Below are 17,702 nucleotides of genomic sequence, written 5' to 3'. Positions count from 1 at the left end.
CGTAATCGCGGGAATACCCTGGATCTTGGCCACTTCAACACCCTGATCCCACTTGGTGATCAGCGCCTGTACGTCAGCATTCTGGGCATTGTTGTCAAACTCAGCGCGGCTCATTCCCAGCACATCCAAAGAGAAATCGATGGTCGAATCCGCATCGGTGAACTTCACCTTTTTTACGTGGTACTGGTCGTAGTATTTGTCTTTCAGCTGCTTGAATACCTTGTCACCCTTAATCACTTTGGCAATCGCCAGTGCTGTGGTTTTTTCGGCACCGAATGGCGGCTTGGTGGTGATGTGATACTGCTCCAAAGTGCTGCCGGCAGGCAGAATGCTGTCGTTGGGAATACCCGCTTTTTCGTACTTGTAGCAGAATGGACAGTTAATCGAGTAGATCTTCACGACCTGATTGGGGGCATTGAACTGAGCGGACTCAGGTAAAACCTGATACTCCACCCCTTCGGTTGCAGCTTGTGCACCAAAAGCCAGAAATAGAGTGGCGGCAATCGCAGTCAGTGTTCTTTTCATGATTAACTCCAAATTGTGTAAAACAGAACTAATTAAATGAGTGATAATTCAAAAATAATTATTTTAGGTGCTTATATTTTTTAGAAGACTATACCAATAAGCAATGCCACAGCCTTATATTAAAACCAACCAATAACAAACGAATTAGAAGTTATATTGAAGCGAGTAAAATATGCCATCATGGTAGCCAACTTTACCCATATTGTTTTCGGCATAACGATAGCTGATTGCAGCAGACCAATTTTCTGTAGTATGCCACTTGGCAATAAACTGACCATTAAATCCGACGTCCTCAATATCACCCGCTAACTTGAGGTAAAAATCATCTCTGCCGAAAAAGACCTCCTGCCACCAGATGAAACTAACGTTATGATCCATAAAGGAGGTGTGATGAGATAGGTTGATATAGGCATAGCCACCATTAAACCCCTGTTCATCGAAGCTCTTATCAAAAGCCTTGTATGTAGCATTAACAACATGCGCCGCCAGCGCGACCTGGACATAGGTATTGTCGTAGCTTCTATCCCAGCTGACCCCCAGTAAAGTATTGGTCTCGCCCCAATTCGGCATAGACTTATCAAATACCTGGCCATAGAGATTAAAGTCTGTGTCACCCAGATTAATTTGACCCACCAGATTAATCTCAGAGCCCAATAAATCAGAATCTTCAAAATTCTCCAGTTTTACATGGCCATAAATATCACCAAATGCCGAACCAGTAGCACCTTTTACGGTTACAAATGAATTAGTATCCTTGAAATCACCGAAAGTTTCTGTCGCATTTGAATTCCAATCCATCACTCCAGCTTCAATCGCAAACATCGAAGCATTGGCAACAGTCGGTGATAGCAGTGCAGCAACTACTGCTGCAGAGAGTAATTTCTTTACCATATTTCATTCCCCTGGAAGTCGGAATTAATATTACGAACCGTCACCAAGATATATTTTGAAGACAATCACAAAAAATTTCATAAACTAGTTTCAGTCGTTCGAAGATTGATTTTAAACGTGTAAAATAAAAAAACTTTTTTTTAGATGATGGATCTCACAAAAATATGGGAATCAACACTGCAGACCATATTTTGAATGTGGCAGAGCAATTAATTCACAAAGAAGGTGTGATAGGTTTCAAATTTTGCTCAGTCGCGAAAGAAGCCGGGATCTCGACAACCACGCTATATAAGTTGTTTAGTAACAAAGAAGATATTCTCGTTGCCTTGGCAATCAGGTGCTTTGAAGGTTCAAAAAGTAAAAAATGGTGGCTGGATCTGGAAGGGGATGGTCTGACAAAGGTTATCGCTTTCTACATACTGCAGCTTGATAGTATCAACTGTTTGCCATTTTACTCGTCTCTGTCGACGTTAACCTGCAATCCACTGATTGCCGATCGTGCCGGTCGCCCTCAAACCAGTGAGCACAACAAAAACGCCTATGCATATTGGCAAACACCCATCGCGCTGTTGCAACAGGCGCGAAACGAAGGCTTTTGTCAGCTCAATGATATCGCTATCACACGCCTGTGTACTCTGCTGTCAACCACCATCAGGGGCCAGCATTTAACCAGCTTTGCCGAAGTGGGGCGATCCTGCAGTGAAGATGCCGATTTATCAACCGAGTGGATCATCGAGTTCTTCTTTAAACAGATGGGCTTTGACCATTTCGTCGTAATGGAATCGCTCAAAAATGCCCATGCCTTAATCGACAACTATCAGCTCAAATAGACCACTAGGTAAAGTAACAACATCAACAAAAACGCCCGGCATTATCGCCGGGCGTTTCTATTGAATCTGCGCTCATCAGGTAAAGAAGTAAAAATCCGCACCCAGTGCCACAAACAGCAGCATGCCGGCCCAGTTGTTATTGAGAAATGCCTTGAAACAGGGGGCCCGCTCACGGCCATAGATCAACGTCTGTTGATACAGGCCAAAGCCGATAAAAGTCAGTATGCCAAGGGCATACACCAGGCCTCTGTCTGCCGTCCAGCCGGCAATCACGAAACAAAGCAGCGCCGCCAGCTGAAACAGGGCGATGATATGTCTGTCATAACTGCCAAACAGAATCGCAGTAGATTTAATGCCTACCTTGAGGTCATCTTCTCTGTCGACCATGGCGTACATGCTGTCGTAGGCCACGGTCCAGCACCAGTTGGCGGCAAACAGCCACCAGGCTGAATGTGGCACTTCACCCAGCTGCGCGGCATAAGCCATGGGGATCGACCAGCTCCAGACAATACCCAGAAACATCTGCGGCATGTTGGTAAAGCGTTTGGTGAAGGGATAGATGATGGTGAGGACAATGCCCACCACAGACAGCTGAACCACCAAAGGGTTGAGCATCAACACCAGCCCAAAAGCGAACAGGCCCAGCATCACAAACAGCGTCAGCGCTTCTTTTGAGCTCACCTCGCCACTGGCCAGTGGCCGGTTTTTGGTGCGCTCCACGTGACCGTCCAGCTTGCGATCGGCAAAGTCGTTGATGATGCAACCGCAGGCGCGCATCACAAACACGCCCACCAGGAAGATTGCCAGCACCTTGAGATCCGGCATACCGTCGGCCGCCAGCAGCAACGCCATCAGGCAGGGCCAGAGCAAGAGTAGTGTGCCTATGGGCCGATCGATCCGCGCCAGCCTCGCATAAGCATCTAATTTTTCCCTAATATTCATTATGTTAGGCTCTCCTGATACGACTTTGGCCCGATTTTGCCATCCATTATGCAAGGAATTCGGCGTGTGTACAGGGCTTTGCTGATTTGATGGCGATCACATAACCAGCCGGGTCAATGAGCAAAGCTTGATGTTGCCGCCAGCACTAACCGGAACAAAGCAGGCCAAACCGATATGCAGCCTCTTATCCTGTCCGTCGAAGGCTTGGTACGCTTGCTGATTAACCCAGTTGCTGCAGTGACCGGATCAGACTTTCTGCAGTTTGGCGTAGGCCACCACCAGCCACTTGCTGCCAACATCATCAAAGTTCACCTGCACCCGCGCCTGTGGCCCACTGCCTTCGTAGTTGGTCACCCGGCCTTCGCCGAATTTGAAGTGCATAACGCGATCGCCCATGGCAAAACCAGAGTCGTTAAACACCTTCTGTTGCTGGCTGAAGCGGTTGTTGGCCATGGGCGCACTGACCGAGGCTTTAAGGCGGATCTCATTCAGATACTGGGGCGGGATCTCCTTGATAAAGCGCGATGGTCTGGAGTAATCCTCACGGCCATAAATACGGCGGGACTCGGCATAGGTAATATACAGATGCTGCATGGCGCGGGTCATACCCACGTAGCACAGACGACGCTCCTCTTCGAGGCGATCGCCCTCTTCCAGCGCCATCTTGCTGGGGAACAACCCCTCTTCCACCCCGGCCATAAAGACCACGGGGAATTCCAGACCTTTGGCAGCGTGCAGCGTCATCAACTGCACTGCGTCGGTAAAGGCATCAGCCTGACCTTCACCAGCTTCCAGTGCCGCATGGGAGAGGAAGGCATTGAGCTCGCCCATATCTTCCAGCTCTTCCGGCATCTCAAAGGTACGGGCGGCGGTGATCAGTTCTTCAAGGTTCTCTACCCTGGCATGGGCCTTTTCGCCCTTCTCTGCCTCGTACATTGCCTTCAGGCCGGAATCGCGAATCACGCTATCGGCCATGCGATACAAAGGCATCTCTTCGGTATCGGTCGTCAACTGGATAATCAGATCCATAAAACCGCGTACTGCATTGGCGGCGCGACCGGCCAGCACCTTTTCTTCCAGCAGGCGCTGACACGCCTGCCACAAGGTGAGTGAGTGGTTACGCGCGGTAGAGCGCAGGATATCCAGGGTTCTGTCGCCGATACCCCGGGCTGGGGTATTGACCACACGCTCAAAGGCAGCGTCATCATCGCGGTTGGCCATCAGCCGCAGATAACCCATGGCATCTTTAATTTCCTGACGCTCGAAGAAGCGCAAACCGCCGTAAATGCGGTAGGCAATGCCTTTGTGCAGCAAGGCTTCTTCCAGTACCCGCGACTGGGCGTTGGAGCGGTACAGAATGGCGCATTCACTGAGCATGCCGCCCTTGTCCTGCCAGTCCATGATGCGGCCAACGATAAAGCGGGCTTCATCCATCTCATTAAAGGCGCAATAAACAGAAATCGGCTCGCCGTCTTTGCCTTCGGTCCACAGCTTCTTGCCGAGGCGATCCGGGTTGTTGGCGATAAGCTCGTTGGACGCATTGAGGATATTGCCGGTGGAGCGATAATTCTGCTCCAGACGTATGGTTTCGGCGCCGGGGAAGTCAGTCAGAAATTTATGCAGGTTTTCCACCTGAGCACCACGCCAGCCGTAAATCGACTGATCGTCATCCCCGACTATCATCACATTGGCCGTATTGCCTGCCAGCACCCGGATCCAGGCGTATTGAATGGCGTTGGTATCCTGAAACTCGTCCACCAGAATGTTGCGGAATCTGTCCTGATAGTGAGCCAGAATATGCGGCTTATTGAGCCACAGTTCATGGGCCCGCAGCAAAATCTCGGCAAAGTCCACTAAACCTGCGCGATCGCAGGCATCCTGGTACACCTTGTACAGGTTCAGCAGTTGCTGCTCCAGCGGGAAGCCACCGGCATCGATATGATTGGGGCGCAGCCCCTGATCTTTCTTGCCATTGATATAACCGGCGACCATGCGGGGCGGAAACTGCTTCTCATCCAGATTCAGGGTTTTAAGGATGCGTTTAAGCATCCGCAGCTGATCGTCAGAGTCGATAATCTGGAAGCTTTGCGGCAGGTTGGCGTCCTGATAGTGAGTGCGCAGCAGGCGGTGAGCCAGACCGTGGAAGGTGCCAATCCACATGCGGCCGACATTGCCACCGACGGTTTTCTCAACCCGCTCGCGCATCTCGGCAGCGGCTTTGTTGGTAAAGGTTACCGCCAGAATAGAATAAGGACTCTGGTTCTCCACCTGCATCAGCCAGGCGATCCTGTGAGTCAGCACCCGGGTTTTGCCACTGCCGGCACCGGCCAGCACCAACATGCTGGATTGTGGCGCTGCCACCGCCTCACGCTGTTTGTCATTCAGACCATCAAGTAAAGAAGATACGTCCATTCCCGCCTCCGCAAAAAATACGCGGGCATTATATCAACCCCCATGAGGATTTGCTCACTCAGCGAGAATGGCGAAGCAGATAGTACAAAACAGAAAAGGGTAAGCCAGTCTGGATGAATCAACGCAGGGTCACATGCCAGCGCTGACAAGGGCTCGAGTACAGGGAATTAGTCTTTGCAGGTTCCGGTTAAATCCTTGTGTTCCGAATTAACGCTCAGTAGTTGAATACAGGTGTTAACAGGGATGGCAATCTTTTTGTCCTGCAAAGCTGGAACTTGGCTCATTACATTGATTAATAGTGACAGCACGCCAAACACCAACAAGAATTTGAGAAACCTGCCATTGATCATCTCGATTTCATGCCCGCCAGCAGCGCGGCTTTTTATCGCAATAATCGTAGGCAGTAAGATAGCCAGAAAAGTAGAACCCAATACTGATATCTGAATACCATAGATGAACCCATCATCGTTATAGAAATACAGCAGCACAGGCACGGTATAAATGGTAATCAGCGATATCAAATTGGACTGAATTGACTCGTTAAGAGACAACTTATCCTTAACAAAGTCCTGAGCTGCCATAGAAAGCCCAACCAAGGAGGTGAAAATTACTACAAAGTACAACAGATACATGACCGCAGAGAAAAATGGCGACAGTAAGTCCGCCATAGAAGAAATGAGCTCCTGGGTACTTTGCGCATTTGATGCAATTTCCGAAATCAAGGACGCTGGCAACGCCTCCCTTACAGAAAAAAGCCACACCATATATATTAAGTAGACAATCGGCATAGTAATAAGAATAGAAGCTATGGATGTCTTACGGTCTTGATTGAAAAACTTGACCATGCTCGGCAAGATAGCGTGAAAACTGAAACACGACTGACATAGAGGGATAATTATAAGCCATTTACCAATAGAATCAGACTGAAACGCTGACGATGCAGGGTAATTTATCTCCTGTATATTAAATAAAGAAAAAATGGTTAGCGAAAATACCATAATCCAAAGCACAGCGTTGATATAACCGAGTTTATCTAACTGCCCTATCGCCATCACCAAAAATGAAAGAAAGCAAATCAGCAGGATCCAGGCTATCGTTTTATTGAATCTATGTTCACTTAAATATCCTACCAGCTCAATAAGGCCACATAATGAAGAATAAAGGACGAAAGTAAACACGATACAAAATGCCAGACCGCTGATCAAAGCCCCTCGATTTCCCAGCCCCTCTCTGGCAATGGAGTGAATGTTGCTCCCCTTTGGAAATCTTAATGAAATCTCGACCATTACTAACGCTGCAATCGTCATCACAGTACAATAGCCAGCTAAAATTGAGCCTGCAACCCAAAGACTTTGATTAGATAACACGATTGGAATGACAAATAATCCCGACCCCAGCGCTGTTGTACATATAATTGATGTACCTGCAAAAAGTGTTTTAATACTAGTCATTTTACAATCACTTTTTCAATCGGGAGATTATTAACATGCTTAAAACGAAATTTAATAAAAATAGTGGTATAGGTATCAGAGACACAGCTCTTGAATTTATCAACATCTATATCTTTTGGACATATTGCAATTCAGACCCAAAACAGCGTTGTTAAGATTACAGCAAGAAGCGAACTCAGCAACCAAAACCTGTCGTTACTCACTATCAAACCATAAAAATATGCTTATACAAAAATCTACCAGATAAATATCTATACATCTAAAAACGTTGCAAAAAGTGTATGTCAGATCGCAGAAGTTTATCGGTTGGTGACGATACACCAAAAACGAATAGAGAAACTATGCCTTCGATAAAAACAGTAATGATAGAGATACCATAAAATAATTTAGCATAACCAAATATTACCTTAATCATTGATAACATGACTCCCGCGGCAGGTGACATACTGTCGTCTAAAGCCATCACAAAGCCCCAAAAAATCGACGCATTCTATGTAAGTCAACTGCAAGCTCAACGAGAAAGTAGACTGAGCTGCAACGTGTCAAATTCCACTACTCCAACCATGACCAATAGATCGCAGTTTCTTTAACCCTGTGTCAGAAGTCACTTAACCTGTTGGCATCAAGCAGTATAAATCCACAGAACTTATACTGCTGATGTTCAAGTATCAGTAGCGTGATTCACTCTACATCGCAAAAGGTGGCTTGATAACACTTGCCCTGTAACCTGGTGCACCAGGTGCATTCCCGTGTACCCAAATCTCCACGGCAGGCTTAGTCTCCCCATGTGGGATCTCTACAATCTTGCCGACTGTCTTACCTGCGTATAAACCGGTAGACATGGATGCAATCATATTTGAGTCTTTATCAGGCATGTACTGAGTAATCGAAGTTACCGGTGAGTAGAACTCGTATCCGCGCTCCTTGCCGTATTGCCAGACCTGTTTAACGGTCATCTTTTCTTCATCGATCACATACTCTACGCCGCGAGTATACTTATCCTCCGGCATAGCAGGCTGCTCATTAAAGCGGCCGTCACCATTGTCCAATACAAACAGCTTAAAATAACGCTCTCCGGAATCTTTACCTATGTAGGCGGTATGCTGGGTCCAGGTAAAATCAAACTGGTCTGTATCAGGGCACCTGCCCGACTCAGAACAGTTTATCTTCTGGCCTTTGGCGTCAATTGGCTGCAATACCTTCTTCGCCAACTCACCTTTCCAACCGCCACGGGCGCTGAGAATCCATTTCACTTCGTTGTCTTTGCCAATTTTGATATTGGCTGATTGATGGCGAGAGGAAATGACTATTGAGTCATCCGTTTCATCGTAGACAACTGAGTTGACGTGAGCCCAGTTTCGCCCGGTACCAACACCTGGGATGTCGCCATAAGGAGCATCTTTGAGCTGTTCAGCATCAGCCGTTTGGTTTGCCTTTTCGGTATCGACGTTCAAACATACCGCGCCCATATCCAGTCCCAACAGGGTAATATCACGATAAGGATCCAGAATCTTGTTCAAATCCCATTCGTGCAGCACTTTTCCATTTGGGTCCACCTCAATGATGATGTCACGTACTGTGGTTACCATATCGCCATGAGAGTTAAGGTAATCTTTCTTGGCAACGCGGATGATCATATTGCCATTTGGTCTATGGTGAATGTCATGGGAAAAGTCAGCATAGTTGCCAGGTAAAGGCCTGGACCACATATGCTCACCCATCAGACTCATTCTGTGATAAGACTGCCCAGCTCCCCAAACCAGATCTTTTCCAACCTGTTTAACTCCCATCACATAGCCTGTTTTACGGTAATGCTCTGCATCTCGGAAGTTCTTGTAATCCATATACCAACGTACATCGCCATTGGTATCAAAAATCATGAGTGTTGGAGAGCGGTCCCACAGGCCAGCACCCGCCGCTGCCGGGTTGTTATGGGTCACCAAAGAACGTTTGGCACCATCGCCGAAGCCGTCAACCAGATAAAGGCGGTCTTTAAAACGGTCATCAGCCACCATTTTCGCTTCCCCCTGAGGATGGTTCGCCCAGGAGTTTGCTTGAGGCGTAAAGTTCACCGGACCGGTTCGCATCTTGTACGTATGATGGCGTTGCTTGCCATCTTCTGTCCAGTTCACCTCAACCTGATTGGTATGATCCGGATAAAGGCCAAATACGGGAATCCCTGAGTGATGCAGAAGTTCAGCAGCGGAAACTTTATACTCGAGATCTACTCCACTTTGGCCTTTCCCCTTAACCAGAATGCTGACGTCCTTAATGCCTTGACGCCAGTTTGGAATATCGATTACCGCAGTGAGCGGTGCCAAGCCATATTTATTCATATGTACAGCACCAATGACATCGGCTTGCTTTGAATATACGGCCATACCCCGGGTTGATTTTAATGAACTCTCAACCTTTGCATGAGCGACATGGGGTAACAATGATATTGCTATTGTAGAAATAAATGTTGTCAGAAGCGTTCTATTCATTGCAGTTCCTTGCAATTAATTATTTAGATTTTAATGAGTAAATTCCACAACACCATGGTTACCTGGTACTGAGGATGCGGCAACAATATAGATAGAAATTGAGTGATTATGAGACCAAATTCACAAAGTACTTTTGACAGTGCTATTTGTCTTATGAAATCAGAGTTTCTACACAAGTGTTAGGTAGTAACATTATTACTGAAATACTGTGCTTGTTTCGATGGATAGATATTAATTATGCACAAACACAGACCGGAACACTCACTTGTACAGTGCAATATCTAACTTATAAGATAGAGTAAACAAAATTTTCAATACTTGATTCTCGCGCTAAGCCCCTGAGCAGACAAGGTGCTGTCACAAGCAACCTCATTAGCTTGTGACAAGTTCGGGTGTAAAAATGGTTTCAAATTTGAACGTTACCAGAGTACAGTTCGCAGACTCACTCAGCAAAATCAACAAAATTTGAGTAATCGACAATACCGTGATGAAGGTATTATTCAGCGTTAGTGGAAATGTGCATTATTCCTTCAGCTTCAACGACTAACTTCTTAAGAGTCACCCTAATTTCATTAATCAGCCATTTATGAAACTTTGAATTTCTATGTGTTTTTGGATAAAGAGCGCAATAATTTGAGCGGAGGATATCAAATTCAGGAGGAGCCTCAAGTAGCTCGACTTTGTCTCTTAATGCTGAAAGCCCAATCTGTGACGAGTAGAGTAGTGCGTTTGTATTCTCCAACATCGCGACTAAACCAGGTAGATAATTAGCGCGAGCAACAATTTGGGGCTTGATCAGGTGGTCTCTGGCTAACGTCTCAATAACGTTGGGCAACCTTTCGGGATGGTGTACTTCCTGCAACAACCAGGGATACTCACAAACATTCTGTAAATTGATGCTGGACTGTTTAAGGATAGGATGATGTTTTCGGCACGCTATCACTCGTTTGACCTGGCTGATGATGGCACAACTGATCAAAGGGTCTTTGGAAGTGAAATTGTGGACAGCGACATCAATCTCTCCCCGCGCCAGCTTAGACATGGACTCAGATGACCAGGTATGAAAACAAAGCTCTAATCCCGGCGCAGCTTTATGAAGTCTCTCGAACAGGTTCGGCATCATACAGATAGCCAAAGGCTCAATTAAGGACACCGTCACCTTGCCGTGGAAATTGACAGGGTTAAAATCTTCAACATCGTTGTACAGGTCTTCCGCAGCCCCCAGCATCATGACAACCTGTGGGTAAATACGCATCGCCTTTTCATTTGCGACCAAACCATCCCGGCTGCGTACAAACAGTGAATCGTTGAATATCTCCCTTAATTTCTTAAGTTCATAACTCACACCCGACTGAGACATGCCTAACTTAATCGCGGCTTTCTGAGTCGATCCCTCCTCCACCAGTGACTTTAATAGACGCAAAGATCCTATTTTTAAATCATTAAGGCCTGTCATGTATTTCTCCGGTAGAAACTAAGTCAACGCAGTCGACTTATAATATTGAGTGAGCAATAAAAAACCGGCCGCATAGTATAGTAAAAGCCCTCAGCCATATGAGAGCTTTTACTCATTTATCTACATGAGGATCAGGTTCAATCTAACGCCGATAAACAGTTCATCATCAAGGTTAGTTGCCATGCCATAACCATTTCGATCACCAAACTGATAGTAAGTAATTTCCGGAGAAATGGCGGTTCGATTAGAGAACTTGCGCTCCAACGCCAGGTTGTACTGATCAACCTCGACCCCAAACAGTTCCGGACGCTTAATACCGTGAGCCGGTAGGGAGGTCCAATATCCATTATTTGCATGGCCGTATTGGGCATATACACGCCATTCAGGCGTAAAGAAGTATTCAACAGAAGCCGCCCAGGTATCCAGGTCCTGCAGCTCTGAAGTCCCCAGGGTCGCCACTTCACTTTTCAACACTCGCTGATCAAATTGGCTCCAGGTAAAGCCAATCCGCGCACCGTTCGCGGTGTAATTGCCACCGACTCGTACGCCATCACTGCCCTCAACACGATAGTCATAGCTGGCAGCCAGGTTAATGCCACCATAGTTGTAATACACCAGGGCCGCGGCGCCATTTTGATCAACCTTGCTCCCCTCCTCGTTGACATAGTAATCCTGGCCACCGCCATGATTGTCTTTGGCGCCAAAATACTGAGCGCCAAGCTTAAAGCCACTCATCATCGGCGTAAAGTATGTCGCCACGTTGCCATGGTAGCGGTTGTTTTTATGTATAAATTTGCCTGCACCGTATGTCGAGAAGAACCGTTCTGCGCCTATGGTATTCACATAGAAGTGGAACGCATCATCTCGCCCCATTCTCAACTGACCATACTGCTTGCTGTCGAGCCCCAACCACTGATTTCGATGAACTATGCCACTCTTATTCACCCCCATGGTGCTGTCATGGGTATGAAAGTCGAGGCCATAATCCACGTTATAGATAAAGTCGAAATCATCAGCCGCCTGAACCCGTCCATTAACCCCCAACATCGAGGCCTCCGTATCGACGTTAAAACCGCTTTCATAGCCACCATCGGCGGTTTTGCCCATCCGGGCAGACTCTTCATACAAACCATGCACGCTAAGGTAAGCACGGAAATTCACTTTCTCTGCGGTCGGAGAAACACCAAAGAAGTGGAAAGGGACGGCCTGCACAGTTGCAACCGCTCCCAAAGCTAAGCTAACTGCCAAGATAGATTTCTTAAACATGGTCCCATCACCCTTGTGAATTTATTATTGAATAGATATTTCATTTATAATTTGATATTCAGAAGTAATTTAAACTGATATACACACCGCTCAAGATTCAGTTCAAAATAAACTTTACCGCTCAACAATTAAAAACATTCATTGATAACTTTGAGTAATGTAAATCATGGCAAACCTGACTATTACAACAATAGTCAGCTTCGCCAATTAAAATATTAACTAGAAAACTAAGCGATACTGCAAAGTGGCTTTCCGATAAATATCGTCAGTCAGGAAGTTATATACATTATCGACTCTGTTATCACGGTAGCCATTATCCACACCGCGACCATCATGGTGCATAAAGATATATCTAAAGGTGAGACCTTCTAATACCGGATGCAATTTGCCAAAATCCTGCTTTACCTCCAGCACATACTCTTCGCGGTGATAACCGTCTACGTTTTTGGCGTTCCAGCCTTTCCAAAACTGTGCGTAACCAGTCAGGCCTTTCCATAGAATCTCACTGAAGTCCTGTGAGAACTTAAGCATCAGCGCCTCTTCGCCTTCAATCAAAGGGACTTCGTTTCCAAGCATCGTATTTTGCAGCATAGGGCGACTGATCGTCGCTCCATGTCCCCAATCCTGAACAACATCGCCGTCATATACCTTGGTCGCTTTGATGTTCATCGTCGTGCCGTTACCAAACTTAGTCGTGGTCACCAAGTGTACAAGGCCTGACTTACCATCATCAGTGATTTTCTTTCCTACATCGGTAAACTGATCGCCAACGCCGAGCACATTAGTACCGCGAACCATGAAGTTAGTCTTCAAAGAGTCGACCGTATAATCGGCTTGATACAAGACTCTACGAATGTAATCTTTAGACTCTGCGTATTCGAACTTATAATTGGTACTGTTGAGTTTTCCATTCAGACCAGTCAACAGAATATAGTCGATCCGATTTCCCTGCCAATCGACAATGTCAGTTATATAATCCGATTGGCCAAAGTTCTGGAAGCCATCAATATAGCTAACAAACAGGTTATGGTCTGCATGGTCATAACTGACGTCATAGCCATTGGTTGAACTCTCATTAATTCTGATAACTTTCTCATTGAACAGTGTCGTATAGCGACGCTTTTTACCAAATCCGGCCTTCAGGGTTCCATAATCACCCAGATCGAACTTAGTCTTGATGTATGCAACACCTAGATTTGCATAGGTCTCACCATTTGGCAGCGTATTTCCCAACCCATACCTGTCTGTACCTTCTCGATATTCACTGGCCCAGTCGACCATGGTCACTAACATAGGGGCAATGTCGACACCAATCCAATCATCGTAATATCCGGAACTGAATCCATATTCGATATATAGCGGAGTTTCATTATCAATATTTGACTTACCATCACTGAATCGGTGGTCATAATTATAATTTTCTATTTTAAATTGCAGATAAGACTTGCTATCATCAATAAACCCTTTACCAAGTTGTTTTATATCTGCAGGATATCCCGCCACGGCTTGGCTTGCCCATAAACTGGTGACAGCCAAAGCCAATACATTTAGCTTAAACATGTGTGACCCACTATATTTTAAAGTTCTTATTATCAAGTGACATAAATATCTATCAGGTACTTCTGGCCAGTAAGCTTCATTTAACCCAAGTCATTTTGTGTCAATGATGTCTATTTGTTCAGAAGCCTGTACCACCGGGGTACAGGCTTATACTCGTCAGTTGAACGCTTTATCCGGCTCAATCACCAAGGCACGGTAAGCAGGCTCTCCCGGGCCGGATTGATTTATCCTCAGCTCCACCATGACTTTGTCAGTGCCGTATTGAATTTCATTGAGAATGGGCTTGGTCCAGTCCTTGTTAAACAAGCCCGCAGAGGCTGAAAAGATAAACATAGTGTCTTTATCAGCTTGGTAGTTGGTCACTGAAGTGATTGGTGAGTACCACTCATGGCCCCGCTCTTTGCCATATTCCCAAGTCTGCTGAACCGTCATCTTGTCTTCATCGATTTTGTACTCCACCGCACGGGAATACTTGTCAGTAGGGAAAGCGGGCTGTTCGAAACCGCGACCATCGCCATTATCAAACACAGTTAACGTCCCCTTGTCCCGATTCAACCAGGAGGTGTGCTGCGTCCAGGACCAATCGAAGTCGCCTTCACACTTGCCGACTTCACACTTGATTTGACGGCCACGGCTATCTATTGGCTGCAACACTTTATCGGCCAGCTTGCCGGTCCAACCATCCGGCGCCCCCAGAATCCACTTAACCTCTTTATCGCGGCCAATCTTGATAGCTGTTGCCTGATGACGGGGACTGATAATGATGGCGTCATCACGCTCGTCATAGTCAATTGAGTTGACGTGTGCCCAGTTACGTCCCGCGCCCACGCCGGGAATATCGCCATAAGGCATATCCGGCTCGATTTTAACGGTTTGCCCAAGCTTGCTGTCATCCACGTTCAGACACACAGCAGAGGCATCCAGTGCGATCAGCAGAGTGTCACGCATTGGGTCCAAAATTGCGTTAAGATCCCAGGCTTCCAGCAGGTTACCGGACTGGTCGACCTCAAGGATATGGTCACGAACTGTAGTCACCACCTCGCCGGAGTCTTTTACATAGTTACGCTTGGCTGCGCGCAGCAGATAAGTGCCTTTACTGGTTTCACGGATCTCATGGGAGAAGTCCACATATCCTCTGGGCAAAGGCAGTTCTTTAATCATGCGACCCAGCAGGTCCATGCGATAATATTTCTGGCCCTTACCAAAAATAATCTCACCGCCGCTGACCTGATGCACACCCATGATCAAACCGCGTCCCATCAGATTCTGGTTGTCGGTAAATGCACTGTCATCCAGAATCCAGCGCACATCACCGTTGGTGTCGGCAATATAGTTGAGGGATTGGTAGTTCCAGTCCAGGGAGCCGCCGTTAGTCCAGTTGATATCTTTGTGATAGCGATTCGAGGTTTGACCGTTGATCCAATAAAGACGATCCTCAAACCCTTTGGCGACCTTAACCGGGACCACTTCAGGGAATGAACGCACCATAAGTTCGTTGTATTTGGTTCCTATACCACCGGTCTGCAATCTGTAATCTTCACTGACTGACTTACCGTTTAGTTCATATTTCACAGTAATTGTATTTCTGTGATTTGGATATAAACCGAAAATAGGTATACCATCGTGGGTCAGCATGGTTTCCTTATCTACGCCATATTCAATGTCAACACCATTTTTACCTTTACCATGCACCTTAACTTTAACGTCACTAATCTGCTTACCAGCCAGATCAATCACTGCCGTCAATGGTGCATTGCCATAGGGGTTAACTTCAATTTGCCCGAGCATTCCCTGGGCTGTTGAGCGTGACAGAAACTTTTTTGCGCCAACGGCACCACTTTCGGCGGCCATGGAGGATGGAGAGATAATTGATGACGATAATATTGTACTAATTGCAATAACTAACAACTTTACTCTTTGCATGTTTCTACCCATTTAAAACAACGATGTTAAATTGATTATATAAACAACAGCAGCCAGTTTTTAATTACCGTTCTAATATCATTGATAACAATGAATATTAACTTGAGCAGAGTCACTCGACCACCATAATAAAGTTACTACTATTGACGAGTGAGCTAACATCGGAACTCAGCTAATATTTTTACTCAAATTACCATCCGGAGTCACAAAATCATATATTAATACAATATGTTTATTGGCTATAAAGTGATGCATACAATCGCAAACCTCTAATTAACATCAAGCAATGCTATTACAGTAAAATCATTATTACTTAAAATGAATATACTCGATCACATCGTTATGATATTTATTAGTAGCACAAAGGTAGAATATGGCTTTTCGTGAATATTTTACCTAGTCTGGCTTCCTTTCTTAAGATATCAAGGAAGCAGATATGAAGTTAAAATATTTATTGCCACTTAGCCTAATATTATCAGGAAATACATTGGCGACTGATGTTGAGTTTGGAGGCTTTATTAAGACCACAGTAAAAACAGCTGACGGTACATTGAATTTTCAAAACGTCTACTCAGGTAATCCTGGAGTGAGTGGTATCGACGCCACCAAGACCCAGTTCAGTGCACAGGAATCCAGACTCAATACCACCGTCATATCAGGAGATATTAAAGGATTTGTCGAGATCGACTTCATAGGTTCATCTCAAGGAAATACCTATAACACCAACTCATACAGCCCACGTTTGCGTCACGCCTACATCGACTATAAAGGACTCACTGTCGGCCAAACCTGGTCCACCATGGTTAATCCATCCTCCTACCCTGAGTCGACAAACCTGGGAGGTGGATTGATTGGTGAAGCCTTCGTGCGTCAGGCTTTGGTACGTTACACCTATGGTAACTGGCAATTTGCCATGGAAAATCCCAGCACCGAAGGCCGATGCAGACAACTTAATGAAGCTGGTAAAGAGATTCTGACTGGCTGCAGCAAAGCCGAGGACGCCATTCCGGATATGGTAGTTCGTCACAACTCAAAGGGTGATTGGGGTAACCTCTCAGCCGCAGTATTGGTCCGTTCTCTGGAACCTCGTGACTCGAGGGAAGTCGCCGTTGGAGGCTCTATCGCCGGTAAAATCAATGTGTTTGACCAGGATGATCTTAGATTCCAACTTCACTACGGTAATCTGGGCCGTTATGTGGGCGCCGGCTCTGCTTATGACATTTTTGACAATGAACTGGAAACCACCACAGGTGGAATGGTGGCCTATCGTCACTTCTGGACTGAGAATATGCGTACTACAGCGTTCTACAGCCATATAACCACAGAGGAGCAAAATGCTGACCGCCGCCATATGGCAATAAACCTGTTTACCAATATCGCCCCAGGACTGGTTTTCGGCGCTGAACTGGGTCGTTATGAGGTTAATGATGACACCAACAGTTTTTACACCGAAGCCAATGCACCGGCCAACGGTGATTCAAACTATTTGCAACTTTCGATGCAATTCTTCTTCTGATTTCCTCCAAACAAAAAACCGGACCAAAGGGTCCGGTTAACTGGCTCAGCTGTGACTGTTATTTCATCATGTCGGTCACATTGATAGTCTGGGCGCGGTATCCCGTCGCATACATCTTGTGACTGTCAATTTCGATGTAAACAGAAGGCTCTTTCTCTCCATACTTGTGTTCGGTCAGAATGGACTTCACCTTACCTGTGGTTTCGTCCATCTTCAGGTTACCGTAACCACCACCCACGCCATAAAGCCCGGCAGATGCAAAGTAGCCCAGCATGGAGTCTTTATCAGCCTGGTACTTGGTGATAGACGTCACCGGTGAGTAGCCCTTGTAACCCAGCTCATCTTTACCGTATTCCCATACCTGCTGTACCGTCATCTTCTTTGGATCAATCTTGTACTCTACCAGGCGGCTGTACTTGTCTGTTGGGAAGGCCGGCTGCTCGT

The 17,702-nt window shown here is 46.2% G+C and carries 13 protein-coding genes; 2 read left to right on the top strand and 11 right to left on the bottom strand.

The genetic code is table 11. The features are described 5' to 3' along the window. Both ACRRUX_RS20045 and ACRRUX_RS20040 read right to left on the bottom strand, forming a co-directional pair. On the bottom strand, window positions 1-525 hold a 525-nt coding region (locus ACRRUX_RS20045; RefSeq protein WP_432533944.1), incomplete at its 3' end, for a thiol:disulfide interchange protein DsbA/DsbL. 144 nt (window positions 526-669) lie between these two features. Continuing rightward, entirely contained in the window at window positions 670-1,416 is a 747-nt protein-coding gene (locus ACRRUX_RS20040) for a hypothetical protein (protein ID WP_432533942.1), read from the bottom strand. Between the two features lie 164 nt (window positions 1,417-1,580). On the opposite strand from ACRRUX_RS20040, the gene ACRRUX_RS20035 reads away from it, so the two are divergent. Beyond that, complete coding sequence (locus ACRRUX_RS20035; RefSeq protein WP_432533940.1) at window positions 1,581-2,246, top strand: TetR/AcrR family transcriptional regulator; 666 nt, start codon at window positions 1,581-1,583, stop codon at window positions 2,244-2,246. 75 nt (window positions 2,247-2,321) lie between these two features. Here ACRRUX_RS20035 and ubiA read toward each other — a convergent pair whose 3' ends face one another. The 8 genes from ubiA to ACRRUX_RS19995 form a co-directional block, all read right to left on the bottom strand. Next, complete coding sequence (ubiA, locus tag ACRRUX_RS20030; RefSeq protein WP_432533938.1) at window positions 2,322-3,188, bottom strand: 4-hydroxybenzoate octaprenyltransferase; 867 nt, start codon at window positions 3,186-3,188, stop codon at window positions 2,322-2,324. A gap of 246 nt (window positions 3,189-3,434) precedes the next feature. Next, window positions 3,435-5,600 (bottom strand): DNA helicase II, encoded by a 2,166-nt coding sequence (uvrD, locus tag ACRRUX_RS20025; RefSeq protein WP_432533936.1) that lies wholly within the window; start codon window positions 5,598-5,600, stop codon window positions 3,435-3,437. A gap of 167 nt (window positions 5,601-5,767) precedes the next feature. Continuing rightward, window positions 5,768-7,051: an aromatic amino acid transport family protein gene (locus ACRRUX_RS20020; RefSeq protein ID WP_432533934.1), complete on the bottom strand. Its 1,284-nt coding sequence runs from the start codon at window positions 7,049-7,051 to the stop codon at window positions 5,768-5,770. Window positions 7,052-7,737: 686 nt separating this feature from the next. Next, the gene (locus tag ACRRUX_RS20015) at window positions 7,738-9,537 is read right to left on the bottom strand and encodes an aryl-sulfate sulfotransferase (protein ID WP_432533932.1); all 1,800 of its coding nucleotides are present in this window, start codon (window positions 9,535-9,537) and stop codon (window positions 7,738-7,740) included. Between the two features lie 496 nt (window positions 9,538-10,033). After that, the gene (locus ACRRUX_RS20010; protein WP_432533930.1) at window positions 10,034-10,993 is read right to left on the bottom strand and encodes a LysR family transcriptional regulator; all 960 of its coding nucleotides are present in this window, start codon (window positions 10,991-10,993) and stop codon (window positions 10,034-10,036) included. 120 nt (window positions 10,994-11,113) lie between these two features. Then, window positions 11,114-12,259, bottom strand: a complete 1,146-nt coding sequence (locus ACRRUX_RS20005; RefSeq protein WP_432533928.1) for a porin — start codon at window positions 12,257-12,259, stop codon at window positions 11,114-11,116. A 219-nt stretch (window positions 12,260-12,478) separates the two neighbouring features. Beyond that, on the bottom strand, window positions 12,479-13,819 hold the full coding sequence (locus ACRRUX_RS20000) for a hypothetical protein (protein WP_432533926.1): 1,341 nt from the start codon (window positions 13,817-13,819) through the stop codon (window positions 12,479-12,481). Between the two features lie 156 nt (window positions 13,820-13,975). Beyond that, on the bottom strand, window positions 13,976-15,607 hold the full coding sequence (locus ACRRUX_RS19995) for an aryl-sulfate sulfotransferase (RefSeq protein WP_432533924.1): 1,632 nt from the start codon (window positions 15,605-15,607) through the stop codon (window positions 13,976-13,978). Between the two features lie 622 nt (window positions 15,608-16,229). Here ACRRUX_RS19995 and ACRRUX_RS19990 point away from each other — a divergent pair. Beyond that, complete coding sequence (locus tag ACRRUX_RS19990) at window positions 16,230-17,258, top strand: DcaP family trimeric outer membrane transporter (RefSeq protein WP_432533921.1); 1,029 nt, start codon at window positions 16,230-16,232, stop codon at window positions 17,256-17,258. A 58-nt stretch (window positions 17,259-17,316) separates the two neighbouring features. Here ACRRUX_RS19990 and ACRRUX_RS19985 read toward each other — a convergent pair. Continuing rightward, window positions 17,317-17,702: aryl-sulfate sulfotransferase (locus tag ACRRUX_RS19985; protein ID WP_432533919.1), on the bottom strand; the 386-nt coding region annotated here is incomplete at its 5' end.

The sequence above is a fragment of the Shewanella sp. GXUN23E genome (assembly GCF_050865035.1).
GTDB lineage: Bacteria > Pseudomonadota > Gammaproteobacteria > Enterobacterales > Shewanellaceae > Shewanella.
This window is presented reverse-complemented; position numbering and strand designations above follow the sequence as displayed.

Bases quoted from the DNA above. Each gene is read 5' to 3' on its own strand.
- ACRRUX_RS20015 (WP_432533932.1), bottom strand. From the start codon at position 9,537: ATGAATAGAACGCTTCTGACAACATTTATTTCTACAATAGCAATATCA.
- uvrD (WP_432533936.1), bottom strand. From the start codon at position 5,600: ATGGACGTATCTTCTTTACTTGATGGTCTGAATGACAAACAGCGTGAG.
- ACRRUX_RS20035 (WP_432533940.1), top strand. From the start codon at position 1,581: ATGGGAATCAACACTGCAGACCATATTTTGAATGTGGCAGAGCAATTA.
- ACRRUX_RS20040 (WP_432533942.1), bottom strand. From the start codon at position 1,416: ATGGTAAAGAAATTACTCTCTGCAGCAGTAGTTGCTGCACTGCTATCA.
- ubiA (WP_432533938.1), bottom strand. From the start codon at position 3,188: ATGAATATTAGGGAAAAATTAGATGCTTATGCGAGGCTGGCGCGGATC.
- ACRRUX_RS20005 (WP_432533928.1), bottom strand. From the start codon at position 12,259: ATGTTTAAGAAATCTATCTTGGCAGTTAGCTTAGCTTTGGGAGCGGTT.
- ACRRUX_RS20020 (WP_432533934.1), bottom strand. From the start codon at position 7,051: ATGACTAGTATTAAAACACTTTTTGCAGGTACATCAATTATATGTACA.
- ACRRUX_RS19995 (WP_432533924.1), bottom strand. From the start codon at position 15,607: ATGCTCGGGCAAATTGAAGTTAACCCCTATGGCAATGCACCATTGACG.
- ACRRUX_RS20000 (WP_432533926.1), bottom strand. From the start codon at position 13,819: ATGTTTAAGCTAAATGTATTGGCTTTGGCTGTCACCAGTTTATGGGCA.
- ACRRUX_RS20010 (WP_432533930.1), bottom strand. From the start codon at position 10,993: ATGACAGGCCTTAATGATTTAAAAATAGGATCTTTGCGTCTATTAAAG.